Raw genomic sequence first — 23,450 nt, 5'->3', positions numbered from 1 at the left:
TAAAGAAGTATTAATGATGAAAAGGAGATGTACCATGAAAAAAATTATTAAAATCATGACAACTACCGCCTTTGCATTATCTCTGATGGTCGGTTGTAACAACAACACGGGCAACGATAATATGGGTTCAAATAATACCGCATTCGATGATAATGGTTTCGGTAACGAGAACGGAATAACACATGTCAGAAATGATGCAAGAGGAAAAGGTCAAAGTGCCGATGTCCAAGAAATTAATAATGGATATTTAACGATTGATCAAAACTCTTTCAGTACTTCCATACCAAGTGAAAAGTTCCCGCATGTTGAAAAGTTCCAGGAGCAAGGACCTTTTGCCATCTACAAATTCCAACAGGAAGCACCACAAGGTCAGCCTGAGCAAGGTCAAGCACCACAAAATGAACAAGCTGCACCTCCAGAAAACCAACCTTCAGAAGAACCGGCAGATGATAATCAGCAGCAAACAGAAGAGTCAACAGAAGGTATTTCTGAAACAGAGATGAAAGTCATCGAACTCACGAATGCAGAACGCCGTAAGAACGGCCTTTCAGACCTGAAAGCAGATGCATCTTTAAGCAATGTTGCACGTGACAAATCGAAGGATATGCAAACTAACAACTACTTTTCACATACTAGCCCAACACACGGTTCTCCATTTGATATGATGAGAGACTACGGTATCTCTTATAATACAGCAGGTGAGAACATTGCAATGGGTCAACGTTCTCCCGAAGAAGTCGTTCAAGCTTGGATGAACAGTGAAGGCCATCGTAAAAATATTCTAAATGGTGAATTCACCCATATCGGTGTCGGTTATGTAGAAGAAGGCAACTATTGGACACAAATGTTTATCGGAAAATAACTAATTTAAAATAAAAAGCAAATCTAGTTTCTAAAAATTAGATTTGCTTTTTTTTTTGGCTGTTTTCGTAAACTTTGTTGCTATTTCGTATTTTACAACGACAGTAATAATTGTTGCTGTCGTGCTCTTTTCCTGGTTATTCGGAGAGATTGCATGATATTTTGAAAGTAGATACACTGTGAAAAATCCAAAGGCCGATTTTTCTTGGTAAAAAGTCCAATTCCCGACTTTTTACAAGCGAATAGCAACAATCTTTGAGAAAAGAGCCTTTTTATTTTATAAAAGGTTTAAGCATTTATTGGTGAGGGGAATACACTTCATAGAACATACATATAAGTTGATCGGAGGATTTTGAAGTGACGATAAATTTAGAACCAGCCAATCTTGCAATAAAACATACATGTACAAGTGAATTCGGTGAATTGAAGAAGGTGGTTGTTTGTCCACCAACGCATATGAGTATCAGCGAGGTAATAAACGAGACCCAGAAACATTATGTAGAGGATAATATCGATGAGACACTTGCAACCAAACAACATCGGTCATTCACCCAAACGATGCTTTCCCATGGAATTGATGTCTACAGTCTGCCACCTTCCGAACAATTTCCTGAACAGGTATTCACCCGCGATATCGGTTTCACTTTGGGAGACCACGTTTTTGTATCTCATATGGGAAGTGATATCAGGTCTGGAGAAGAAGATGTTCTCAAATCATGGTTAGACGAAAATCATGCTTCTTATACTCCGTTATCCGGCCATAGTATAGAGGGTGGGGACGTGATGATTGATCGGGATATTGTCTATGTTGGAATTAGTGGCCGAACAAGCCATGAAGGTCTGGGTAGATTTAGAGATGCACTTCCCGAACATACTGTGTATCCTATTCCTATCGACAAATCGTACCTACACTTGGACTGTGTATTCAATGTGATTTCCCCAACTGAAGCGTTGATATTCTCTCCAGCACTGAAAAAAGAAGAAATCGACTTTTTATCCAATCGATATGAATTGATTGAAGTATCAAAGGACGAACAATTCACGATGGGGACCAATGTGCTTTCTATAGGTAATAAAAAGATATTCAGCCTACCATGTAACACCAATGTTAATGAGCAGCTTAGAAGAAGAGGATATGAGGTCTTGGAAGTGGATATTTCCGAAATCATCAAGTCCGGTGGATCCTTCAGATGCTGTACATTACCATTAATAAGAAAATAATTAGCTAGTGCGTAAAACAAAAAAAGCGCATCGTTATATAACAGTATAATCATCTATTTTAGCAGTAAGGGAGGGAAAACTATGGGTCGTCTTTTTCAATTTTTAAAAAGACTTGGCAATGAAATGAAAAAAGACAGAGCAACAGGACTAGCGGCAGAACAAGCATATTATTATATGCTGTCGGTATTTCCCTTACTGGTTTTGGCACTCTCCATTGTCCCGTATTTAAACATTGATCCACAAAGAGTCATAGAATTCCTTCAAACTCTGATGCCCCCAGAGACAGTATCTATTTTTGAGGAGAACATAAATGAATTTGTCAATAAACCCAATCGAGGACTATTGACAGTCGGAATTCTAGGGACCATCTGGTCAGCATCTAATGGGATGAACGCCTTTATCCGCGCCATGAATCAAGCCTTTAACGTTGAAGAATCCAGACCTTTCTACCTTGTAAGATTACTCTCCATCGGTCTTACCATCGGTTTGATAGTCGCATTCCTGATTGCCTTTTTCCTTCCGGTATTTGGGGGAATCATCATCAGTCAACTTGAAGATATTATCAATATTCCTGGAAGCACGGCAATCATTCTTAATGTGCTTAGGTTCATCATTGCGTTTTTCGTTATTTTCACCATTATTACTACGCTCTACAGGATTGCACCAGATGTTGACAAAACGTTCAAGGAGCTTCTCCCCGGTGCAATAGTCGCAACAGTTATCTGGCAACTGGTTTCCATTGGGTTTTCATTTTACGTAAGCAATTTCGGAAATTACTCTGCCACTTACGGAAGCCTCGGTGGGGTGATCATTCTGATGCTTTGGCTATATCTGACTGGACTTGCCCTTGTAATAGGCGGAGAAATTAATGCGATTTATCATAAAGATAGACTACGAACGGATATAAATTATCATGATGAAAAGTTTACTGCCCTGTAAAAAAAGATCACAAACAAAAACCCGATCAGAAATGGTCGGGTTTTTGTTTGTAAAATCTTACTACATACCACGTTTGTATTCTTTTAGCTCTTGTTTAGAGCTGCTCTTAAAAGTGTTTGGAAGCTTTTTTAGTTCAGCCAGTGTAAAAGTGAAAACCGATTTCTTCCAATCCATATCATTTTTGATGTCCTCTTGTTTGTTCTTCATTTGTTCTACTTGTTCTTGTATAGCGTTATTTTCTTCTTGGATACGTTCTCCTACAGAGCTAAAAAATGAAAAAGTCGGCTGTGTTTTTTTCTTAAAACTGATAAAAGAAAAAATCATTAATCCTGCTGCAACAACGAAAATGCCAATACTTACATATACTAATATCATGATCATGCCTCCAAAGGGTAATTTATAAAGGCTATAGCAATAATCTTTGAGAAAAGAGCCTTTATAAACAATACCCGTTTAGCGTTAAAGATAACAAAAAAGAAACCAGGGCAGGATGCGCGAGGTTTCTTAATGTAACATCATTTATGGTGTGAAAAAGAATTAACTATGTTTGATCTCTTCTTCGAAATAAAAAGTTTTAGGATTTTCTTTTATAGTGTAGGAGTATCTTTTTAAATTGGGGACGTAGTTGAATTTTAAGATGGTAACTTCCTCGCCAGTGCTTTTCAAAATGACTTTTTCATTGTCTTGGAACTTGTTTTTTTGTTTCATTTAGGTTCCTTCTTTCCATTTGAAATTTCTAATCATTCTTTCATTATCTCATAAATACGACTACATTCCCACTTAAACCGTAAATATATTTTTCATTCCTAACGTATAATTATAAAAAATAGTGGTAGAAACTGGTTTGAGGGGTTACACTATAGAGAGAAGGTAAGTTCCTTTGGTATCCTGGTGTTAAGATTAACCGTCTAAAGGTCTGAAGCCGACACACAGAGAGGATGACCTATATGTCATGTCTATTGTTCCAAGCTAAAGCAGGAGACGGAATCAAAAAAAGAGGATTAAAAAGATCTGATACTTTCCTGGGAACTGCAGAGGATGCTGTATCAGAAGCACTTGGATTAAAAGAAAGAATGGATAAAACCTACAAAAATAATATTACATGGGACTATGAAGAGCTATTGAAAGGTTCTACCACTAAAGTGAAAATACTTAAAGGGTATCTGGATGGAGATAAAAGCTCCAATCCTTTCTATTTGGAAATTTCCACCCTGGAAAATGCTGATAAGACTGCCGTTTCTCCCATCAAACCGAAAAAAGTAAGTAAACAGGATAAAAAGGTGTTAAAGAACGTTGTAAGTTTTTATAAATAAACGGATTGGAAAAAGCCAGGATTCAGCAACTCGGTTGTTAGTTTCTTGGCTTTTTTATTTTGTTCTGATAAAGTGAATTGTTTAATGAGATGAAAAAATTGAAAAAGAAATGATTTGAGGAAATGAAATGAAGACTTCATATTATATTAAAGAATGGAAAAAAGCTTTGCAGGCGGAGATACAGCATTTAAAGAAATACGGAAGCACGAAGTACCTTATCAAGAACGGGCACCTTGTGACAAAAAATAAAACCTTTACGTATTTTTTTGATACATATTCTTCTGTTCGAATTCCTGTCGGTTCTTTGGTGAAAATGGAATGGGGAGGAATAAAAATAGAAGGGCAGATCCTTTCTTCAGAAGGAAAAAACGTCATCATTTCTTTTAAAGAATCGCTTGGGGACATCATCACAGAAGCATACCTCTTTCATGATCCTTGGGAGCTGTTGGATCAGCTTATCCAACGGCTGGATGAAATTAAAGAAAGTAAGAAAAAGAGATCTCGCATCAATAAACTGATGAATCCCGATATGATGACAAAGCATCCAACCAATATCATTAAAAGCAATGTCCATGAATTGATTCTCCGCTCTAAATACAATCCTGTCACCTTTGTATGGGGCCCTCCCGGAACAGGAAAAACGTACACGCTTGCCAGGGTTGCTGCCAATAAATATTTCAAAAAGAAAAAGGTTTTAATACTTTCTCACAGTAATCAATCCGTAGACGTACTTATGCGAGAAATTTCAACCTTTCTTTCCAAACAGAAACGTTACAATGAAGGAGATGTGCTTAGGTACGGTTCGCATAATAGTGAACTGTTAGCAAACCTTCCTGCCATCACCTCCTCACAGCTACTCCAAAACCGTGATCCCGTGCTTGCAGAGGAAAGAGATAAAGTAATGGACGAAAGAAAACACCTGAAATCGGATTTATCCAATTCTTTCAGTAAGCGGGATTCTGAAAAATTACTGAAGCTTGAAACGAAGGTTGCGAGAATTTTGGAGAAGATCCGACAGAAGGAAATGGACTTTTTGCAGGATGCATTTATTATTGGAACCACTCTGGCCAAAGCAGCGATGGATCCTGCCATATATGAAAAAGAGTATGATGTGATTATATTGGACGAAGCTAGTATGGCCTATGTCCCACAAGCTGCATTTGCGGCGTCCATGGCAAAAAATATTATTATTTGTGGTGATTTTAAACAACTTCCACCCATCGCATCTGCCAGAAATGAATTAGTGGAAAAATGGTTGACAGAGGATGTTTTTCACCGTACGGGAGTGGCAGACAATATTCATTCATCAGGCCTGCACCCCCATTTATTTTTGTTAAAAGAGCAACGGAGAATGCACCCCGACATATCTGCCTTTACGAACAAATATATGTATCATTCTCTGGTTGGAGATCATCCGAGTGTCTTAAAGGCCAGGATTGATGTTTCCAAACAGCATCCATTTCCTAAAAAAGCTTCAATTCTTCTTAGTACCAATGATACCGGGGAGCATGCTTTCATCGATAAGAGCAGCAGATCCAGAATCAACCTTTGGCATCTGCTACAATCGTTCCAACTTATTCACGAAGCATATTTAAATGGGGCACGTTCGATAGGTTATATTTCCCCATATCGTGCTCAGGCACAGTGGATGGATATATTGCTGGAAGATTTGTATCATTTAGAAAAAAACTCTGCTGATATCATGGCGGCTACGGTTCATCGCTTCCAAGGGAGTGAGCGGGATGTCATCATTTTCGACTCGGTGGATAGCTATCCCCTTGAGAGACCCGGTATGTTATTAGTAGGTAAAGATAGCGAGCGCCTATTGAACGTTGCGGTTACAAGAACAAAAGGAAAGTTTATTCATGTTTGTGACAGTCAATTTATCAAGAGGAAGGTATCTGCAAATAAAATGATTAGAAAACTTGTTGATTTTCAGGAAAATTCCCAATATCACATGCATCCACATGAAATAGGAGCCTGGATTAAGCATCAGCACCCCCGTGTTCAATGGCTGCATGCAAGAAAAAAGGAAAGAGTTTGGAAGGATATTAAAGATTCAAAAACCTCTATTATATTGGGAACACCGGATCAGGCCAATCTCCCGCAGGAATGGGAAAACACATTGAGCAAGCTGAAGAAGAGGGTTTCGAGAATATCAGAGGGAATATCCTTTCCTTTTATCATGATAGACAACCGAGTTCTTTGGCTAGGGGTACCAGTAGAAGCAACCCGAAATACTAAGCCTCCCTATGTAAGTGTGAGGGTTGATTCTCCGGCTTTATGCAGGGAGCTTATCCATCAACTGGGATTATAGGCTGTCCAATCTGCACATCCATTCACCTGTTTCATTGGAAGAACTACCCTGTTTTAGGTATCATCATGATAATAGAAGTGGGGGTTAATCGCGATGTTTGAGTACGATTTAATTGTGGTAGGCGGAGGGTCGGGAGGTCTAACGGTAGCAGCAGGTGCATCTTCACTTGGTGCTAAGGTTGCACTGATTGAAAAAGAGGTCCAACCTGGCGGAGACTGCCTACACTATGGATGTGTTCCTTCCAAGACACTGATTGAGGAAGCTAATAAGTTGCATCAAGCAGTTACCTTAGGTTTTCGCCCTGATTATGACAGGTATTTTAAAAAAGTGCAACAACGAGTCAAAGACGTAATTGCAACGATACAAGAACACGATGATGTCGAACGTTTCCGGAAAATGGGAGTGGATGTAATTCAAGGGTATGGTTCATTTCTTACCAAAAATGAGGTTGCGATTAACGATGGAGAGAAAATAGTATCTGGCAAAAGAATAGTCCTGGCCACGGGATCGCGACCATTTATCCCGGATATTCCAGGTTTGAAGGAAGCCGGCTTTTTTACCAATAAAACCATTTTTAATATAGATGAATTGCCTGGTCGATTATTAGTATTAGGTGCAGGGCCAATAGGGATCGAGCTTGCACAAGCATTTTCCCGGTTGGGCAGTAATGTGACGGTGTTGCAGAGATCGGAAAACATTCTCGTAAAAGAGGATCAAGATATTATTCATTTTGCCGAAAACGTACTTTCAGAAGAACTTCACATTCATAAAGAAGCACATCTGCTGGAGGTTTACATAAAGGAAGGAAACAAAGTTGCGGCAGTACAGGTTGGAAAAGAAGTAATAACTATCCAAACGGACGCCATTCTTGTAGCCGCTGGGAGAGTACCGAATACCGACTATCTAGCACTAGATCGTATCAGAGTGGAAACGGACGAAAAGGGTTACATCAAGGTGAACAAACAATTGCAGACCTCTATTCCTACAGTTTATGCGGTAGGAGATGTAAACGGCAGCTATCCTTTTACACATGTTGCCGGTATGGAAGGAAAGCTTGTTGTACAAAATGCTGTGTTTGGTTTGCGGCGAAAAGTAGACTATTCTCAAACTCCTTGGGTAACGTATTCTTCTCCTGAAATATTCCATATGGGATTGACGGAACAGGAAGCTAACGAGAACGGTTTAAGCTATAAAGTCTACAAAATGGATTTAACTGAAGTGGACCGTTTTGTAACGGCAAATTCAACAGCCGGTTTTGTGAAACTGGTGACAGATAAAAAAGGGAAAATCATCGGGGCCCATGCTATCGGTAAAGGTGCCGGGGACTGGATGCAGGAAGTGGTCGCCGCTGTTCAATTCGGCAAACGGATCGGCGACCTATCCATGGTGATGCACCCATACCCGAACCATGCTGCAGCCGTGCAACGAACAGCAGATCTTTACTGGCGGGAGAAGTTTTTTGAGGGAATACTCCCAAATTTATTGAAGAAGTATATCAAGTGGTTCAGGTAGGCCCTCTCTTTAGTTACTATGCATATTGTAAGAGCTTTTTCGCACATTATGATATGATAATAAATACTAGTACAGGAAAAGAGGTGCAACGATGAAAATAGAAATCTGGTCTGATTATGTTTGTCCATTCTGCTATATCGGAAAAAGAAGATTGGAAAAAGCATTGGAAGATTTCCCACATAAAGATAAAATTGATATTGAATTTAAGAGCTTTGAATTAGACGCTAATGCAAAGCGTGATACTGATTTGACCATATATGAAATACTTGCCAAAAAATACGGAATGCCTGTTGAAGAGGCGAAACGAATGAGTGCAGGGGTTGCAAAACAGGCGACAGAAGTCGGATTGCAGTTCCATTTTGATAAATCCATTCCAACCAACACTTTTGATGCACATCGCTTAGCGAAATATGCGGAAACTCAAGGCAAAGCGAAAGAAGTGACAGAAAAGCTTCTGAAAGCTCACTTTACTGAATCTAAGCATATTGGCGATAAAAGCTATTTAAAGGAATTAGGTGTAAGTCTTGGCTTGGATGCTTCGGAAGTGGAAAAAGTCTTAGCTGGGGATGCTTATGAAAAAGATGTCCGGTTCGATCAAAGGGAAGCAAAAGAGATTGGTGTTCAGGGAGTTCCCTTTTTTGTATTGAACAGCAAATATGCCATATCTGGAGCTCAGCCACCGGAAGTGTTCGCAGAAGCTTTGTACAAAGTGTGGGAAGAGGAAAATGAAAAACCGAAGCTGCAAAATTTTGAGTCGAAGAATAGTAGTGAAACATCTTACTGCTCGGATGATTGCTGTGAGTAATGAGGAATACGTATGAGGGCCAGAACCAGTTTAATGAGGTTCTGGTTTTTTTCTGATGAAAGTGTCTTCATGACCGATTATGTATCTTATAATATTATTATGTAAACACTACTTGAAGTAATGAAGGCGCCATATGTAAAAGGCGCCTCTACCAAAACCACTTATTTCCCCACATACCTCGACAACGGACGATAAATCACATTATCCTCTGCCTGCTCAAGTACATGCGCGGTCCAGCCGACCATTCGACTTGCTGTAAAGGTTGGCGTGAAGAGGGATGCATCCATATTGATCGCTTTCATGATGGCTGCAGCATAAAATTCTACATTCGTATAAAGCCCTCTACCAGGCTTGAGCTCTTCCAGCACTTCTATAGCATCACTCTCTACCTCTAAGGCCAAATCCAACCATACATCTTTTCCCACAAGACTCGATAACGTTTTCTTTAGCGCAATGGAGCGAGGATCATGAGTCTTGTACACCCGATGCCCAAATCCCATCAACTTCTCGCCAGCAAGGATTTTCTCACGCAAGTAGGTTTTCTTGTCCTTTACTTCACTTAATTCATTTAATAATAGTATTACCTCAGAAGGAGCGCCACCATGTAGCGGTCCTTTCATCGTTCCCATTGCAGAAGTTACCGCAGATACAAGGTCCGATTCGGTGGAAGCAGTTACCCTGGCGGAGAAGGTTGACGCATTCATTCCATGTTCCATCGTCAGTATCATGTAGGTTTCCAATGCGCGGATGTGTTCAGGATTTGCTGTTTTTCCATTTAACATATAAAGATAATTTTCAGCATGACTATAATTTTCGATAGGTGTGATAACTTCTTTTCCTTCTAAAATCCTCTTTCGATAAGAAATGATTGTAGGGACAACTGCTGTCAGTTTGATAGCTTCTTCAACAGTCGGTTTCCACTTCATGGATTGGTCCTCGGCACTTGAAATTACTGTTCTCACCACACTCATCATATCCATATCTTCCGGGAGAGCTAATAAGACTTTTTCCATCGTTGAGGAGAGACTCCTACATGAAGCGAAATTAGATTTAAATTTCTCTAAGTGTCTACCAGTAGGCAGTTCACCGAACCATAAGAGATGAGCAATCTCTTCGAAAGAATAAGTAGTCGCAATGTCTCTTATCTCATATCCCCGATAAATCAAACGGCCATGCGATCCATCTACTTCAGCAATACTTGTTTCAGCAGCAGTGACACCCTTTAACCCTTTTTGTACATTCATCCATAATCATCCTTTCTTTTATTAGCTATATTTTATAAAATAACAGTGATTATGAATATTAAAGATTACGAATTAGATTGATTAATAATATTAATTAGAGGTGGGATTAGATGGAGCTTAATTGGCTGAAAACGTTTGTTGTAGCTGCAGAAAATAATAATTTCAGGAAGACTTCAGAACTTTTATATATTTCACAACCAACAGTGACTGTACATATCAAGCAATTGGAAAAGGAAGTGGGTGCCGACCTGTTTGTTCGAGATGGAAGAAAAGTGATGTTAACCGAGGCAGGGAGAAGATACATGAAACATGCAAAAAAATTGCTATCCCTTTATGAAGAGGGAATATCCGAGTTACATTCCTTTCAGCAGGGGTTCACATCACAGCTCACAATCGGCATTTCGCCATTGATTGCTGATACCATTTTGCCATTTGTGCTAAAACAATTCCTTCAATCACATCCGAATATAGAAATTTCTGTTAAAATTATAGAATCTATCAAAATTGAACAGGCAGTTGAACTAGAGGAAGTGGATATCGGATTATCATGTCTTCCAAACAAAAAAACGGACTTGAACTGCCGATCTTTATATGATGACCCCCTGGTTTTTGTTGTTCCTCATGATGGATTCGATCTTGAGGCGGGAGCTCCTATAGAGGAAGAGGAAATATTTCATCATCATACCTTGTTGACTCACAATCATCCCGGTTATTGGGATGAATTATGTCAGCAGATTAAGGCAAAGTATCCTTACACGAAAATGATGAAGGTTTCACAGACTCATATTACCAAGAGATTTATTATAGAAGGACTGGGGGTATCCATTCTACCTAAATCAACAGTGAGGCGTGAACTGCTAGAAGGAAGGCTTCTCGAAGTGGAGTGCCGGTCGATAAGTCTACCCGATACAAAGACTTACGCACTGTTGAAATATGAGCATTCGATACAGAAGGAGTTTTTGAGGTTTTTATCACAATACAGAATATGACCAATTTATGAAGGTATATCAATAATAATAGAGAAGTAGGTTTATGGTTTAAAAGAAGGGAGTAATAATATGACAGATAAATGGTTGGATTGGGCAAAACAAATTCAAGCAATAGCACAGGCAGGATTAACCTATTCCAAGGACATCTATGATATAGAGCGGTTTGAACAACTAAGAAGTATGAGTGTTGAAATGATGTCAGAACAGACAGGCGAAGACAAAACAAGAATTAAAGACTTGTTTGCCAATGAAACGGGATACCAAACTCCAAAGGTTGATAATCGAGCGGTTGTATTTCAAGAGGGCAGAATACTGCTTGTAAAGGAACGGCAAGATGACAGTTGGTCACTTCCAGGTGGATGGGGAGATATTGGGTTCTCTCCAAAGGAAGTTGCAGTCAAGGAAGTTTATGAGGAATCCGGGTTTCATGTGAAAGCCAAGAAGTTACTTGCCGTCTTGGACAAGAAGTGTCATCCACACCCACCTTCTCCTTATCATGTTTATAAAATATTTATCGCTTGCGAAATTATCGGAGGCGGAGCTCGTTCTGGAATGGAGACATCCAATGTCGCTTTTTTTCATAAGAACGAGCTACCCACCCTTTCAATTGATAGAAATACTGAATCCCAAATTTTGCAGATGTTCCATCACTATGAGAACCCAGAAACAGAAGTACAGGTAGATTAATAGTGATACGCTAGCAGAATAAAGGAACTCCCGTGGAAAGCGAAGCACCTGAAGCTCAGAACAACGGTTATATAAAGATTCGTCACCAGTCTAACATTACTCCCCAAATGAGGAGTAATGTTTTTCTTTTGCTTCAGCTTGTCAACAAATCTAGAAAAACCGGTATTTTCTCTCAATCTACTTTATATAGTAATAGTAGTGGGACGAATATACATTAATCACCCTGAACATATTCACCAAATAGATAAAGGGGCAGGAGGGAATAGATTTGCTTCATATTGTTGCCTGTATAAAGCAAGTACCAGATACTAAAGTAATCAAGATGAACCCGAAAACCAATACGATGGACCGTTCCAGTGCACCGGCAATATTAAATCCGTATGATGCCCATGCGGTAGAAGAGGCTGTACGGCTAAAAAATAAATACGGAGGAACCGTTTCCGTTGTTACAATGGGGCCACCTCCAGCGGTGAAAGCCATTCGAAAATGCATCGAGATTGGGGCGGATGAGGGGTATATGATATCCGACAGGGCCTTTGCCGGGGCAGATACATTGGCAACCAGTTATGCTCTGACAAAGGCTATCAACAAAATCAGCGAAATCAGGCCGATTGATATGATCATCTGCGGAAAAATGACCATTGATGGCGATACGGGACAAGTTGGGCCCGGTATTGCTCGGCGACTTGATATTCCACCCTTAACTTCTGTAAACAAAGTCGTCGAAATCCAGAAAGAGGAAAGCTGTATGGTTGTTCATAGAAAAATTGAGGACGGGTATGAAATCATCAGGACTACATTACCTTGTTTGCTTTCCGTCGAAAAGGAAATAAACGAAGTTCCTTATTCCTCGTTTCCAAATATGTTGAAGGCTGCACGATACCAACCACATATCTGGTCTGTCAATGATTTGGAGGATATTGATCGGAAACAATTAGGCTTGAAAGGATCACCAACTATCGTGGCTAAAGTATGGGCACCTCCTAAACCAGAAGGGGGAAAACTGATGGAAGGTAGTCCTGAAGAACAGGTGCAACAGCTGCTTTCCGTGTTGCTTGAAAAGAAAGAACTGTTTGCAGAAATGAGGGGATCTAAGTGAGTTTCGAAGATTATAGCGGTGTCTGGGTTTTCATTGAGGAAAATGAAGGGAAGATTGCACCAGTTTCATTGGAGCTGCTTGGGGCGGGGCGCAAGCTTGCTGATAAACGAGGAGTAGAGCTTGCCGGCGTACTTATTGGGGAAAATGTGACAGAGATTGCCGCAACTGTTTTCGAATATGGAGCGAATACGGTATATGTATATGATCAGCCAATCTTCAAGCTCTATCGAACAGAATCTTTTATGAAGGCATTGCTTCACTGCAGTGAAAAGTACAAGCCGGAGATTATTCTGTACGGTGCGACCTCAACAGGGAAGGATCTTGCAAGTGCGGTGGCAACGGACCTTCCAACCGGATTAACAGCAGACACGACAGAATTAGATGTAGAAGAGGATACGGGTTTACTTTTAGCTAGCCGTCCGGCATTCGGGGGCAACATCATGGCGACCATCCTGTGTAAAAAATATCGACCGCAGATGGCGACTGTACGACCAAAAGTGATGAAGGCACTCCCGCCGGTAGATGGGCGTTCAGGCAGACTGATAGAAGAGCAGATTAATATAAAAGAAGAAGATATGCGTACGAAAGTATTGAAGATTGTTAGAGAGGCGACAAAAAAAATCAGGATTGATGAAGCAGACATCGTGGTGGCAGGCGGGAAGGGGCTTGGCAGCGCACAGGGATTTGAACTTGTCCATCAACTAGCAGCAGCCCTCGGCGGGGTTGTAGGTGCAAGCCGTGATGTAGTCGAGGCCGGATGGGTAGGACACCATCATCAGGTCGGACAAACAGGAGTCACCGTAACGCCAAAGATCTATTTTGCGATAGGTATATCTGGTGCCATCCAGCATATCGTGGGAATGAAAAACTCCGGATTAATTATTGCAATCAACAAGGACCCGGAGGCGGCTATCTTTCAATCCTGCCATTATGGCATTGTCGGGGACGCATTCGAAGTTGTCCCATTGCTTGTGAAGGAGTTTAATAAAGCTTTACATGGAGAGGAGGTCGAGGTCTAATATGTCTGAGAAATTTGATTGTATCGTAGTTGGTGCGGGTCCGGCGGGTATATCATGTGCCTATGAACTTGCTAAAGGTGGTGCCAAGGTCCTTCTATTGGAAAGAGGAGAGTACCCGGGCTCCAAAAACGTGATGGGTGGAGTATTGTACCGAAAAATGATGGAAGATATCATTCCGGAATTCCATAAGGAAGCCCCCCTTGAAAGGCCGATTGTCGAGCAGCGTTTCATGATGATGGACAAAGAGTCAGCTGTCACGTTCGGCTATAAGGGTCTAGAGTGGGCACAGGAACCTTTTAATAATTTTACTGTCCTGCGGGCGAAATTTGATCAGTGGTTTGCGGGGAAAGCGGTGGAACAAGGGGCTTTACTTGTCAATGAAACAGTCGTTCTGGAATGTATCGTGGAAGACGGGAAAGTGGTGGGGGTAAGGACAGATCGGCCCGACGGGGAGGTCTATGCAGACGTAGTCGTTCTTGCCGACGGAGTAAACTCCCTTCTAGGGAAATCGCTTGGCTTCCATAAAGAATACCGCCCTGATGAAGTGGCCCTTGCCACGATGGAAATTATCAAACTGGATAGCAAAGTGATAGAAGACCGTTTTAACCTAGAAAAGAATCAAGGATGTACGATTGAACTTTTGGGAGATGCGACTAAAGGCATTCTAGGTACCGGTTTTCTGTACACCAATAAAGACACCTTAAGTATTGGGGTAGGAACACTTCTATCTGGATTAATTGAGCATAAAATAAGACCATATGAGCTGTTGGAATATGTGAAGACACATCCGATGGTCCGGCCGTATCTTGCTGGCGGGGAACCGGTTGAGTACCTGGCCCATCTCATTCCTGAGGGTGGACTCAAATCGATGGGGCGCATTGTAGCTGATGGGGTATTGGTGGTCGGGGATGCCGCCCAGCTGGTAAATGCGATACACCGCGAAGGGTCAAACCTTGCAATGACTTCAGGTAGACTGGCTGCTGCAACCATTCTTGAAGCGATGTCAGTAGAGGATTTTTCCGAACGAACCTTGGATCAATACAGGGTGAACTTGATGAAGAGTTTTGTTGGCCAGGATATGAAGAAGTACAAGGATTCCACTCATCATTTTAATAAGTTTCCTCAGTACTTCGACCAGTACATCCCGATGGTCAACCGGGCAGCAAGTCAAATGTTTACGGTTGATGGTAAGTCCAAGTGGGAGAAACAGAAAAAGATTTGGAAGGACCTGGGCTCACCGAAAGAAAAACTCAAACTAGCTCGAGACGCTTACCGGGCATGGAAGGTGATGAAGTAATGAGTGAACAAAAGAAGGGGCAATCAATTGAAGAGAAACAATATCTTGTTCGTTTCAATGCTGACACCAAGTCACATCTCACAGTAATGGATGAAGATATCTGTTTAACCAAATGTCCCGATAAGATATGTACCATCTTTTGCCCTGCGGAAATCTACAAATGGGAGAATATCCGAATGCATGTCGGATATGAGGGCTGCCATGAATGTGGTAGCTGCCGTATAGGCTGTCCACATCAAAATATCAAATGGGAGTATCCTAAGGGCGGGCATGGCATAGTGTTCAGATTAGCATAGGAGTTCATCGCTGTTGCGGTGGGCTTTTTTTCTTGGAAACGGTCTTGCTGTAAATTTCAAGGGAAAATGGAATTTCGAGATCTGGGGGGAGAGAAAGGGGGGATTCAACACTAAACCTTATGTATATTCTTTCACAAACACTTCCAAAAAGAAAAACATGGCGTTTTTCTTTTTCAAGATGATGACAAATTATCCAGCAATGGTATAAAGCTGACCGTCACTTGCGATCCGTTCCACTTCTGAAGTGTAATCAATCGCTTCATCGATGGATAGGAAGAACGAAGATACATAGAGTGGGTGCTTATAATCAAAGCCACCACCGATTTCTGCAGGAAAGACAACAACCTGCCAATGGTAGTATTCGTCTCCGTTCCCCATTGCCCTACCCTCTAATGCAATCAACCAGTGACTGTAATTATCACAGCAATCAAAGTCCGTCACTTTTTCCAGAAAAATAACGAGATCATCTTTGTTGATCGGCACCAATGACTTCGGGTAAAATTCTCCGTAATTAGGAGCCTCTCTCATAAACATCTCTCCTTTGTAGGGACGGTTCTTCCGCTTCCCTAGTGTAAACCAAGGAAGCGGAAGAACCGTCCCTAGTAGTAGTTGTATTATTATATGAAGGAACAACTAAAATATTTTGTATTTTTAGAAAATTTTATTTGCAGAAAGTGAAAAAGTCGAATCCACTTGGACTCGACTTTTTCATACCTTTGTTTATCTTTGATGAAAAAAATCACTGAATGCTTTAACAAATTCAATTCCTTGAAATAACAAGAGACTGATAGAAGTGAATGAAAAAAAGCAGATGGCTATTATGCGAACCCATAACATGATCCAATACCTCCTTCATTTTTTTAATAGGAATGAGGTAGATCACCAACGGGTCAAATATAGCTCCCCTGATAAAAAACAGTCACAAGATGAAATTGTAATTTATTATCAGGTTGTTCCGGAATACGGGACAAGAGGGCGGTACTGTATGGAATGCTGTTTAACACTGACCCAGATTCGCCTTCATCATCTGGCTTTTCATCGAGAGAACCATTTTCCATTTCAAAATAAAAGGATTTCTCATAGATAGCTAGAATATTATTGGGAGTGGAATCGTACAGGTGAAAAAGCGAAGTCATTAGGAAAATAGTAAACATCGAAAATATTTTATATGAATACATCCCATCCCTCCCGACCGTACATAATATTATTAACATCATAAATGATATCCATGGTAAAGAACAGTGTATGTTTTTGACAAATTTCTTCTATATGAAAAGGAGTGGTCATAATGAACCAGACCGAAGTGTTGGCAGACATCCAACAGTTGGAAAAGGAAATCCAGGAAAAGAAAAAGCAATTAGCTGAATTGAAACGAAACATAGATAAAGAGGAGGTCGATAATTATGTCTTCTCTTCTTTTCAAAATGGAACGGTAAGCTTAGCAGAGTTGTTTGAAGATAAAGATGAATTGTTCATGGTCCACAATATGGGGAAAAGCTGTTCTTATTGCACCATGTGGGCTGATGGATTTAACAGTGTGTACCATCATATACGCAGAAAAGCGGCCTTTGTCGTATCGACTCCGGATCAACCTGAAGTGCAGGAGAACTTCGCAGCAGAAAGAAGTTGGGTTTTCCCGGTTGTTTCCACAAAAGAAACGACTTTTAAAGAAGACATGGGATTTGTTGTAAATGGGGGCTATTATCCTGGTGTTACCGTCTTTACAAAAAATGATAAAGGAAACATATACCGTCATGCAAGTGCATTTTTCGGACCAGGAGATGATTTTTGCTCTGTATGGCCGTTATTCGATCTACTTCCATCAGGATATGAAGATTATAAACCAAGCAAGAAAATCAATGAGCGTTCGCCTTACCAGCTGACAAATAACATAGCGATACAAGTGAAAGATTACGAGAATGCGATTGAATTTTATCATAGGGTTCTAGGGATGAAGCCTGAAAAAAGTACAGATTCTGAAACGCTATTTACAATTAATGGGACGAACATTTATATAGAGAATCATAATAAAGATGATAATTCCGTATTTTTCGAATTCGCTGTAGAAGATATTGCAGTTGCAAAGGAAGCCTTAATCGCAAATAACTGCACTTTTACAAAGGAGTTTAGCGAGAAGAGTCTGATGGTAAAAGACCCTTATGGATTAAAATTTCATCTATTCCAAGTATAATGACCCGAATTGGAATCGCTTTTCTTTATGAGAAGCGATTCTTTTTGATATACTGGGCTAAATATAATAATAGTTTAGAAGGAGATTATTTACACCTATGAAATTGATATCTTGGAATGTGAATGGAATCAGAGCTTGTGTAAAGAAAGGATTCATGGATTATTTTAACGAAATGGATGCGGATATATTTTGCATACAGGAAACGAAACTCCAGGAAGGTCAAATTGAATTGGAACTTCCCGGTTATCATCAATACTGGAATTATGCGATTAAAAAAGGGTATTCAGGGACAGCTGTCTTTACCAAAATAAAACCACTACAAGTTTGTTATGGATTGGATCAGGAAAAGGCGGAAGAATGTGAACCTGAGGGAAGGATTCTTACACTTGAATACGAGAATTTCTTCCTGGTGAACGTGTACACACCAAACTCCCAGCGCGACCTAGCGAGATTACCGTTCAGGCTTGATTGGGAGGACCGGTTCTTAGCTTACATAAAAATGTTGGACCAGGTGAAACCGGTCATTGTATGCGGTGATCTGAACGTGGCCCATTCAGAAATTGATTTGAAGAACCCTAAATCCAACCGCAATAATTCCGGCTTCACAGAGGAAGAAAGAGGGAAAATGACGAGATTGCTTGGAGAAGGCTTTACAGATGCATTCCGACACTTCTATCCCGATTTGACGGACAATTACACATGGTGGTCCTATATGAATAAGGTCCGAGAAAGAAATATCGGTTGGCGCATCGATTACTTTATCGTCTCCCAAGGTTTACGTAATTCGTTGAAGGACGCGGAGATACATTCTCTTATTATGGGGAGCGACCATTGTCCTATTGTTCTATTTTTAAATAAAGGGATAGGTAAAGTTAAAGGTGGAAATCAACAGCGGTGTTAAACAGATTTTAAATAACACATCTGGAGGTACTGAATAATGAAAGTATTGGTGAATGATGAGATTATTGAGAGAAATCAAGCAAAAGTGGATATTGAAGACCGGGGTTATCAATTTGGGGATGGGGTATATGAAGTAGTCAACATCTATGAAGGTGTCCCTTTTACCCTAAAAGAGCATATTACACGTTTATATAGAAGTGCGACAGAAATAGGTATGGAAATAAACGAAGAGCCGGAACAGCTTAGTACTAGGCTAATTGAGCTTATTAAAGCAAATAGTATGATCAATGGAGGTCTGTACCTCCAAATTACAAGAGGCGTATCACAAAGGGCGCATCAATATGAACATTCTTTAAAGCCACAGCTTGTTGCCTATCCATTACCTTATAAAAGCGTGCAAGCATATCAATCCAAGGGGGTTGAAGTAATTACGGCAGAGGATCTGCGTTGGCTCCGCTGCGATATAAAAAGTTTAAACCTTTTATATAATATAATGGTGAAGCAAAAAGCCCACGAGGCTGGAGCATTTGAAGCCATTCTTGTAAGAGATGGTGTGGTAACAGAAGGCTCTTCCTCTAACATTTTCATTGTGAAAGACGGTACTTTGTATACCCATCCTGCCAATAACAAAATTTTGAACGGGATTACGAGGACCAAACTGATTGAAATCTTGGATAAGAACGGATGGGAGTATAAAACAGAGTCATTCACCCAAGAGGCTCTGATGGAAGCTGACGAAGTATTTCTCACCTCCACGACCAGCGAAGTCATGCCCATAGTTAAAATTGATGATGTTACATTTTCCCAAGGGAAGCCGGGTCCTTATACACTAAAGTTCCAGGAAGCTTTCCGCACCGTAGTTAAATCAGAAGTCAAAACTGTTGAAAAAGCATAGAGTGTTTCGCTCTATGCTTTTTCTTGTGTCTTTTTCACTTGAGAAGGTGGTACACCCATCCATTTCTTAAACATCCGATTAAAATAGGACTGATCACAATAACCAAGGTATTCAGCAATTTCCTTTATGGTCATGCTGGTTGTACTAATCAGGTTCCAAGCGTTATTGATCCTAGTCTGATGAAGGTATTGGATAGGGGTGATACCGATCACTTCTTTAAATAAAACTGTGACATAATTTGGTGTAACCCTGGAAATCGATGCCAATTCTTCTATTGTGATGTTTCTGTGATAATTCTGCAGGATATACTCTTGCATCTCACGGACGGAAGTCTCCTTGACAGGTGATGTATGCCATTCAGCTTTCTCTTGAGCAATCATAATTAAAAGTTCCAACAGAATGTTTTGAGACAATTCCTCGTAAAAAGTTCTTTTACTTAGCCATTGGTCGTTCAAGAAGGTAAGCCTCTGTTCATAATAGGCAGATTTTCTAGGTTTGAATAGAAAGACTTCACCTCCGACAAAACCTTGTTCACTCGTGTCGTCCTTTTCAAAGACAATTGTGTATTTCCGATGACTCTCTTTTTTATCATTTTCCCAAGCTCGGACTTTAGTGGATGGAATGAACAGAAGATTCCCCTTCGACAATTCAATAGGGCGGTCCTCCACTTGATAATGCACTTTTCCTTCTGTAACATAAACAAGCGTATCCAAACCTTTTGCTTTTTCTACATTCCAATGAGGAGAAATATCGTAAAAAACTCCATGGATGATGGACATCAAATTCTCTCCCTTTTATTATATTCGATGAATCATACAACTATTATAGTTTTATCTATTTTCACTTTCTATTTAATTTTGTATGATTAATTATATCATCTTTACCTTGATACGTATTTTTGTGAGATAAAATAGTAAATGACTAGCAATGAAATATACAAGTTCTTTAGAATACATAAGATGAAAGGAGCAAGATAATATGCCAACCAACGTTTATGAAACCTTACCGGCCAAAGTAAAAGAATTCTTTGACCAACAATATTTTGATTCCTATGCACTATTTGAAGCTTCACGCAATCAAAGAACAGGTCTTTATGCAGATGGATATATGACACTAGGGGAGAATCCTGACTTTCGCTGCTCTATTGCAGCTACAGGTGTAGGACTGATCAGTTTATCCGTGGCTGATATGGAAGGCTGGGACAAACATGCAGCCAAGAAGGCGTTGTTAACATTGAAAGGGGTATCCGGAGAAATAGAGGGATGCCGTGTTGCACGAGACGAAAAATCCGGATTTTTTGCTCACTTCGTTGATATGGAAACAGGAGAGAACCTTAATTCGGAGTTTTCTACCATTGACACAACCCTTTTAGTAACAGGTGCACTTTTTGCAGGTAAGCATTTTGCAGAAATAGAGCCACAGATTATGGAAATGGCAGAACAACTTTTATATTCCATCGACTGGAGCATAGTGGTGGCAGACAAGGAAAATGACGTCATTAACATGATTTCTAAGGACGGGGAAGGTATCGCTCCTCTTCCGGCCTATAACGAATATGTAATGGTCTCCTACCTGGCCCTACTAGGGAAACCTCATGACGAGGATATTCAGGCACTTTGGTTAAACAATTTTGCTGAAGATAAAATAAACGAGCTCCCTCAAGAAGATTTCCGTGGACTAGCTGTTTTAAATGACCATCCAGGTGCATTTTTATCTTCTTTTGTACATCAGTTTCCATATTATTTAGTTCCGGAGTATGCAGAGAGTAAAACCTATTTGGAGTACTTTAAGAATGCTTGTCTTGCTGACAGGATGAAATGGAAAGAGCTTGAGGATGTTCCTTCCTATATCTGGGGGTATGGTGCAGGGCCTAATGATGGACTTTTCGATGGATACCATGCTGATAAAATAAATAATGCACCACACAACATAGCTTCCTCCTATATTATCGGTGGCTACTTACCGGTGTACCCAGCTGGGATCTATGATCTTTATGCACAATATTCCCTGCACATCCCATACGATGTGTATACAAACCCTCAAGATAAAGAAGAAGAAGAAAAGTTCAGAGCGGCATACAAATACGGATTGCACCGAATCTCCTGGTGGCATCTGAATCAACCGGACCGCTGGTATCCAACAAAAGTTACCCTAATTGACTGGAGCAGTATGCTCTATGGATTGGCTGCATTCAAGCATGGTATGTCATTCTTCAGTACAAATCTTCCGAGAGTAAGTACGGTATTAAAATAGGAAATGTAACAATGGCAGTAACTATAATGGTTACTGTCTTTTCATTCAGGAAAAACTAGACAAATCTTAGTGAACATGATATTTTTTGGGAACACAGGAAATTTCTTAGGGGGTATTTACATAATGAGTAATTTACACACAACTATGGAGAAATACGCGGAACTTGCAGTAAAAGTCGGGGTCAATGTCCAAAAAGGGCAGACACTTATTGTAAACGCTGACATTGCAACAGCGCCATTTGTCAGACTTGTAACTAAAAAAGCATATGAAGCAGGAGCAAAGCTTGTGCAGATCGAGTGGACCGATGAACAGGCGACAAGAATCCGTTACGACCACGCACCGGATGAATCATTTGAACATTTTCCGACTTGGAGAGCGAAAATGTTCGAAAAGGCCTATGAAGAGGGGGCAGCAATGCTTGCCATCACATCCGTTAACCCGGACCTTCTAAAGGGTGTGGATGCGTCTAAAATTGCCAACTTGCAGAAAGCTGCAGGAGAAGCTACCAAAGGCTATCGAAAAATGGTGATGGCAGATAAAATCAGCTGGTCAATTGTAGCCGTTCCTTCTAAAGGGTGGTCGGCAAAGGTTTTCCCAGACCTATCAGAGCAGGAACAGGAAGAGAAATTATGGGAAGCAATTTTCCATGCAACAAGGGCAAATCTTGAGGACCCTGTCCAAGCCTGGATAGAACATAAAGAAAAATTAAGTGAGAAAGTGGAGTTTTTGAACAATAAGAAATTCAAATCCCTTCACTACCAAGCAGAAGGTACTGATTTGACTATTGAACTGGCTGAAAAGCATGTATGGATTGGTCCAGAGAGCATCAATGAAAAAGGTGTGGCTTTTATCGCCAACATGCCGACAGAAGAAGTGTTCACAACGCCTTTGAAGACCGGTGTAAACGGAACGGTAAGAAGCTCCAAACCGTTGAACTATGGCGGGAACATGATAGATAATTTCTCCATCACTTTTGAAAATGGCAAAATTGTCTCCTTCGAAGCGGAGGAAGGCTATGAAACTTTACAAAAGCTGATTGAAACCGATGAGGGATCACATTATTTGGGAGAAGTTGCACTTGTACCGCATGACTCTCCTATTTCAAATACGAACCTTATCTTCTATAATACGCTATTTGACGAAAATGCATCTCACCACCTGGCGATAGGAAACGCTTATTCTTTCGCTCTTGAAGGCGGGAAGCAAATGTCAGAAGAAGAACTTGAAGCAGCTGGGGCAAACTCCAGTATAACCCACGTTGATTTCATGATTGGATCAAGTGATATGAATATCGATGGAATAACTCATGATGGAGCAAGAGTTCCTTTGTTCCGACAAGGAAATTGGGCATAATATACTGAAAAGTAATTCCTGAGCCTATACGTAGGACAAGTACCATGCATAGATTGTATTGTAGTCTACGTTAAGGAGGGAATTGTATGTCAGGTGGGAATTATGGTGGAGGCTTTGCGCTAATTGTTGTGCTTTTCATTATTCTAATTATCGCAGGTGCCGGTGCGTTAAGATACTAATAGTATATAAGAGTAAATGGTTGGATGATTCGTTCCAACCATTTTTTCTTACAAAAAATTCGGACAAGCAGAAGGTGGGA

Annotated in this window: 25 protein-coding genes; 19 read left to right on the top strand and 6 right to left on the bottom strand. The window is 40.4% G+C overall.

What is annotated here, in order from left to right; translation table 11 throughout:
* Positions 1 to 34 precede the first annotated feature (34 nt).
* The 3 genes from AB685_RS01175 (at position 35) to AB685_RS01165 (ending at position 3,021) form a co-directional block, all read left to right on the top strand.
* Positions 35 to 862 carry a CAP domain-containing protein gene (locus tag AB685_RS01175; protein WP_047968725.1) on the top strand — a complete coding sequence of 276 codons (828 nt, stop codon included), beginning with the start codon at positions 35 to 37 and terminating at the stop codon, positions 860 to 862.
* A 356-nt stretch (positions 863 to 1,218) separates the two neighbouring features.
* Positions 1,219 to 2,082: a dimethylarginine dimethylaminohydrolase family protein gene (locus tag AB685_RS01170; protein ID WP_082153454.1), complete on the top strand. Its 864-nt coding sequence runs from the start codon at positions 1,219 to 1,221 to the stop codon at positions 2,080 to 2,082.
* 81 nt (positions 2,083 to 2,163) lie between these two features.
* A complete protein-coding gene (locus AB685_RS01165) occupies positions 2,164 to 3,021 on the top strand; it encodes a YihY/virulence factor BrkB family protein (RefSeq protein WP_047968724.1) in 858 nt (285 codons plus the stop codon).
* Positions 3,022 to 3,081: 60 nt separating this feature from the next.
* On the opposite strand, the gene AB685_RS01160 is transcribed toward AB685_RS01165, so the two are convergent.
* A complete protein-coding gene (locus tag AB685_RS01160; protein ID WP_047968723.1) occupies positions 3,082 to 3,396 on the bottom strand; it encodes a hypothetical protein in 315 nt (104 codons plus the stop codon).
* A 162-nt stretch (positions 3,397 to 3,558) separates the two neighbouring features.
* Positions 3,559 to 3,729, bottom strand: coding sequence for a hypothetical protein (locus AB685_RS31615; protein WP_168865731.1), 171 nt, complete (start codon positions 3,727 to 3,729; stop codon positions 3,559 to 3,561).
* 239 nt (positions 3,730 to 3,968) lie between these two features.
* Between AB685_RS31615 and AB685_RS01155 the strand changes: the two genes are divergently transcribed.
* From AB685_RS01155 to AB685_RS01140, 4 genes are all read left to right on the top strand, one after another.
* Complete coding sequence (locus AB685_RS01155; protein ID WP_047968722.1) at positions 3,969 to 4,334, top strand: hypothetical protein; 366 nt, start codon at positions 3,969 to 3,971, stop codon at positions 4,332 to 4,334.
* A gap of 127 nt (positions 4,335 to 4,461) precedes the next feature.
* Positions 4,462 to 6,651 carry an AAA domain-containing protein gene (locus tag AB685_RS01150; RefSeq protein WP_047968721.1) on the top strand — a complete coding sequence of 730 codons (2,190 nt, stop codon included), beginning with the start codon at positions 4,462 to 4,464 and terminating at the stop codon, positions 6,649 to 6,651.
* Positions 6,652 to 6,744: 93 nt separating this feature from the next.
* A complete protein-coding gene (locus AB685_RS01145) occupies positions 6,745 to 8,163 on the top strand; it encodes an NAD(P)/FAD-dependent oxidoreductase (protein ID WP_047968720.1) in 1,419 nt (472 codons plus the stop codon).
* Positions 8,164 to 8,254: 91 nt separating this feature from the next.
* Positions 8,255 to 8,968, top strand: coding sequence for a DsbA family oxidoreductase (locus AB685_RS01140; RefSeq protein WP_047968719.1), 714 nt, complete (start codon positions 8,255 to 8,257; stop codon positions 8,966 to 8,968).
* 161 nt (positions 8,969 to 9,129) lie between these two features.
* Here AB685_RS01140 and AB685_RS01135 read toward each other — a convergent pair whose 3' ends face one another.
* The gene (locus AB685_RS01135) at positions 9,130 to 10,212 is read right to left on the bottom strand and encodes a citrate synthase/methylcitrate synthase (protein ID WP_047968718.1); all 1,083 of its coding nucleotides are present in this window, start codon (positions 10,210 to 10,212) and stop codon (positions 9,130 to 9,132) included.
* Between the two features lie 110 nt (positions 10,213 to 10,322).
* Between AB685_RS01135 and AB685_RS01130 the strand changes: the two genes are divergently transcribed.
* From AB685_RS01130 to AB685_RS01105, 6 genes are all read left to right on the top strand, one after another.
* Entirely contained in the window at positions 10,323 to 11,201 is an 879-nt protein-coding gene (locus AB685_RS01130; protein ID WP_047968717.1) for a LysR family transcriptional regulator, read from the top strand.
* A 69-nt stretch (positions 11,202 to 11,270) separates the two neighbouring features.
* Positions 11,271 to 11,888 carry an NUDIX hydrolase gene (locus AB685_RS01125; protein ID WP_047968716.1) on the top strand — a complete coding sequence of 206 codons (618 nt, stop codon included), beginning with the start codon at positions 11,271 to 11,273 and terminating at the stop codon, positions 11,886 to 11,888.
* Between the two features lie 268 nt (positions 11,889 to 12,156).
* Positions 12,157 to 12,987 carry an electron transfer flavoprotein subunit beta/FixA family protein gene (locus AB685_RS01120; protein ID WP_047968715.1) on the top strand — a complete coding sequence of 277 codons (831 nt, stop codon included), beginning with the start codon at positions 12,157 to 12,159 and terminating at the stop codon, positions 12,985 to 12,987.
* Complete coding sequence (locus tag AB685_RS01115) at positions 12,984 to 14,006, top strand: electron transfer flavoprotein subunit alpha/FixB family protein (RefSeq protein ID WP_047968714.1); 1,023 nt, start codon at positions 12,984 to 12,986, stop codon at positions 14,004 to 14,006. Before AB685_RS01120 ends, AB685_RS01115 begins: the two co-directional genes overlap by 4 nt.
* 1 nt (position 14,007) lies before the next feature.
* Positions 14,008 to 15,303: an FAD-dependent oxidoreductase gene (locus AB685_RS01110; protein ID WP_047968713.1), complete on the top strand. Its 1,296-nt coding sequence runs from the start codon at positions 14,008 to 14,010 to the stop codon at positions 15,301 to 15,303.
* On the top strand, positions 15,285 to 15,599 hold the full coding sequence (locus AB685_RS01105; RefSeq protein ID WP_047968712.1) for a 4Fe-4S dicluster domain-containing protein: 315 nt from the start codon (positions 15,285 to 15,287) through the stop codon (positions 15,597 to 15,599). The genes AB685_RS01110 and AB685_RS01105 overlap by 19 nt, the downstream gene beginning before the upstream one ends.
* 189 nt (positions 15,600 to 15,788) lie before the next feature.
* Here the strand turns inward: AB685_RS01105 and AB685_RS01095 are convergent, their stop codons facing one another.
* Together AB685_RS01095 and AB685_RS01090 are read right to left on the bottom strand one after the other, a co-directional pair.
* Positions 15,789 to 16,127, bottom strand: a complete 339-nt coding sequence (locus tag AB685_RS01095) for a hypothetical protein (protein ID WP_053073688.1) — start codon at positions 16,125 to 16,127, stop codon at positions 15,789 to 15,791.
* A 362-nt stretch (positions 16,128 to 16,489) separates the two neighbouring features.
* Positions 16,490 to 16,777 carry a hypothetical protein gene (locus tag AB685_RS01090; RefSeq protein ID WP_047968710.1) on the bottom strand — a complete coding sequence of 96 codons (288 nt, stop codon included), beginning with the start codon at positions 16,775 to 16,777 and terminating at the stop codon, positions 16,490 to 16,492.
* A gap of 110 nt (positions 16,778 to 16,887) precedes the next feature.
* Between AB685_RS01090 and AB685_RS01085 the strand changes: the two genes are divergently transcribed.
* The 3 genes from AB685_RS01085 (at position 16,888) to dat (ending at position 19,585) form a co-directional block, all read left to right on the top strand.
* Positions 16,888 to 17,790, top strand: coding sequence for a DUF899 family protein (locus AB685_RS01085; protein WP_047968709.1), 903 nt, complete (start codon positions 16,888 to 16,890; stop codon positions 17,788 to 17,790).
* Positions 17,791 to 17,887: 97 nt separating this feature from the next.
* A complete protein-coding gene (locus AB685_RS01080; RefSeq protein WP_047968708.1) occupies positions 17,888 to 18,691 on the top strand; it encodes an exodeoxyribonuclease III in 804 nt (267 codons plus the stop codon).
* Positions 18,692 to 18,727: 36 nt separating this feature from the next.
* Positions 18,728 to 19,585, top strand: coding sequence for a D-amino-acid transaminase (dat, locus tag AB685_RS01075; RefSeq protein ID WP_047968707.1), 858 nt, complete (start codon positions 18,728 to 18,730; stop codon positions 19,583 to 19,585).
* A gap of 11 nt (positions 19,586 to 19,596) precedes the next feature.
* Here the strand turns inward: dat and AB685_RS01070 are convergent, their stop codons facing one another.
* A complete protein-coding gene (locus tag AB685_RS01070; protein WP_047968706.1) occupies positions 19,597 to 20,364 on the bottom strand; it encodes a helix-turn-helix domain-containing protein in 768 nt (255 codons plus the stop codon).
* Positions 20,365 to 20,563: 199 nt separating this feature from the next.
* Between AB685_RS01070 and AB685_RS01065 the strand changes: the two genes are divergently transcribed.
* From AB685_RS01065 to AB685_RS30015, 3 genes are all read left to right on the top strand, one after another.
* Positions 20,564 to 21,838: a hypothetical protein gene (locus tag AB685_RS01065; protein WP_047968705.1), complete on the top strand. Its 1,275-nt coding sequence runs from the start codon at positions 20,564 to 20,566 to the stop codon at positions 21,836 to 21,838.
* 123 nt (positions 21,839 to 21,961) lie between these two features.
* The gene (locus tag AB685_RS01060) at positions 21,962 to 23,191 is read left to right on the top strand and encodes an aminopeptidase (protein ID WP_047968704.1); all 1,230 of its coding nucleotides are present in this window, start codon (positions 21,962 to 21,964) and stop codon (positions 23,189 to 23,191) included.
* Between the two features lie 86 nt (positions 23,192 to 23,277).
* A complete protein-coding gene (locus AB685_RS30015; RefSeq protein ID WP_010199532.1) occupies positions 23,278 to 23,370 on the top strand; it encodes a YjcZ family sporulation protein in 93 nt (30 codons plus the stop codon).
* Positions 23,371 to 23,450 lie beyond the last annotated feature (80 nt).

It is taken from the genome of Bacillus sp. LL01 (assembly GCF_001037965.1).
The sequence above is the reverse complement of the archived record's forward strand: the minus strand, read 5'-3'. Positions and strand labels throughout refer to the sequence as shown.

Excerpts from the sequence above, each read along its gene's own strand:
- AB685_RS01085 (WP_047968709.1), top strand. The coding sequence starts at position 16,888 with ATGAACCAGACCGAAGTGTTGGCAGACATCCAACAGTTGGAAAAGGAA.
- AB685_RS01060 (WP_047968704.1), top strand. The coding sequence starts at position 21,962 with ATGAGTAATTTACACACAACTATGGAGAAATACGCGGAACTTGCAGTA.
- AB685_RS01080 (WP_047968708.1), top strand. The coding sequence starts at position 17,888 with ATGAAATTGATATCTTGGAATGTGAATGGAATCAGAGCTTGTGTAAAG.
- AB685_RS01110 (WP_047968713.1), top strand. The coding sequence starts at position 14,008 with ATGTCTGAGAAATTTGATTGTATCGTAGTTGGTGCGGGTCCGGCGGGT.
- AB685_RS01175 (WP_047968725.1), top strand. The coding sequence starts at position 35 with ATGAAAAAAATTATTAAAATCATGACAACTACCGCCTTTGCATTATCT.
- AB685_RS01150 (WP_047968721.1), top strand. The coding sequence starts at position 4,462 with ATGAAGACTTCATATTATATTAAAGAATGGAAAAAAGCTTTGCAGGCG.
- AB685_RS01135 (WP_047968718.1), bottom strand. The coding sequence starts at position 10,212 with ATGAATGTACAAAAAGGGTTAAAGGGTGTCACTGCTGCTGAAACAAGT.
- AB685_RS01065 (WP_047968705.1), top strand. The coding sequence starts at position 20,564 with ATGCCAACCAACGTTTATGAAACCTTACCGGCCAAAGTAAAAGAATTC.
- AB685_RS01125 (WP_047968716.1), top strand. The coding sequence starts at position 11,271 with ATGACAGATAAATGGTTGGATTGGGCAAAACAAATTCAAGCAATAGCA.
- AB685_RS01105 (WP_047968712.1), top strand. The coding sequence starts at position 15,285 with ATGGAAGGTGATGAAGTAATGAGTGAACAAAAGAAGGGGCAATCAATT.
- AB685_RS30015 (WP_010199532.1), top strand. The coding sequence starts at position 23,278 with ATGTCAGGTGGGAATTATGGTGGAGGCTTTGCGCTAATTGTTGTGCTT.
- AB685_RS01140 (WP_047968719.1), top strand. The coding sequence starts at position 8,255 with ATGAAAATAGAAATCTGGTCTGATTATGTTTGTCCATTCTGCTATATC.
- AB685_RS01095 (WP_053073688.1), bottom strand. The coding sequence starts at position 16,127 with ATGAGAGAGGCTCCTAATTACGGAGAATTTTACCCGAAGTCATTGGTG.
- AB685_RS01160 (WP_047968723.1), bottom strand. The coding sequence starts at position 3,396 with ATGATATTAGTATATGTAAGTATTGGCATTTTCGTTGTTGCAGCAGGA.
- AB685_RS01130 (WP_047968717.1), top strand. The coding sequence starts at position 10,323 with ATGGAGCTTAATTGGCTGAAAACGTTTGTTGTAGCTGCAGAAAATAAT.
- dat (WP_047968707.1), top strand. The coding sequence starts at position 18,728 with ATGAAAGTATTGGTGAATGATGAGATTATTGAGAGAAATCAAGCAAAA.
- AB685_RS01165 (WP_047968724.1), top strand. The coding sequence starts at position 2,164 with ATGGGTCGTCTTTTTCAATTTTTAAAAAGACTTGGCAATGAAATGAAA.
- AB685_RS01145 (WP_047968720.1), top strand. The coding sequence starts at position 6,745 with ATGTTTGAGTACGATTTAATTGTGGTAGGCGGAGGGTCGGGAGGTCTA.
- AB685_RS01155 (WP_047968722.1), top strand. The coding sequence starts at position 3,969 with ATGTCATGTCTATTGTTCCAAGCTAAAGCAGGAGACGGAATCAAAAAA.
- AB685_RS01070 (WP_047968706.1), bottom strand. The coding sequence starts at position 20,364 with ATGTCCATCATCCATGGAGTTTTTTACGATATTTCTCCTCATTGGAAT.
- AB685_RS01090 (WP_047968710.1), bottom strand. The coding sequence starts at position 16,777 with ATGTATTCATATAAAATATTTTCGATGTTTACTATTTTCCTAATGACT.
- AB685_RS31615 (WP_168865731.1), bottom strand. The coding sequence starts at position 3,729 with ATGAAACAAAAAAACAAGTTCCAAGACAATGAAAAAGTCATTTTGAAA.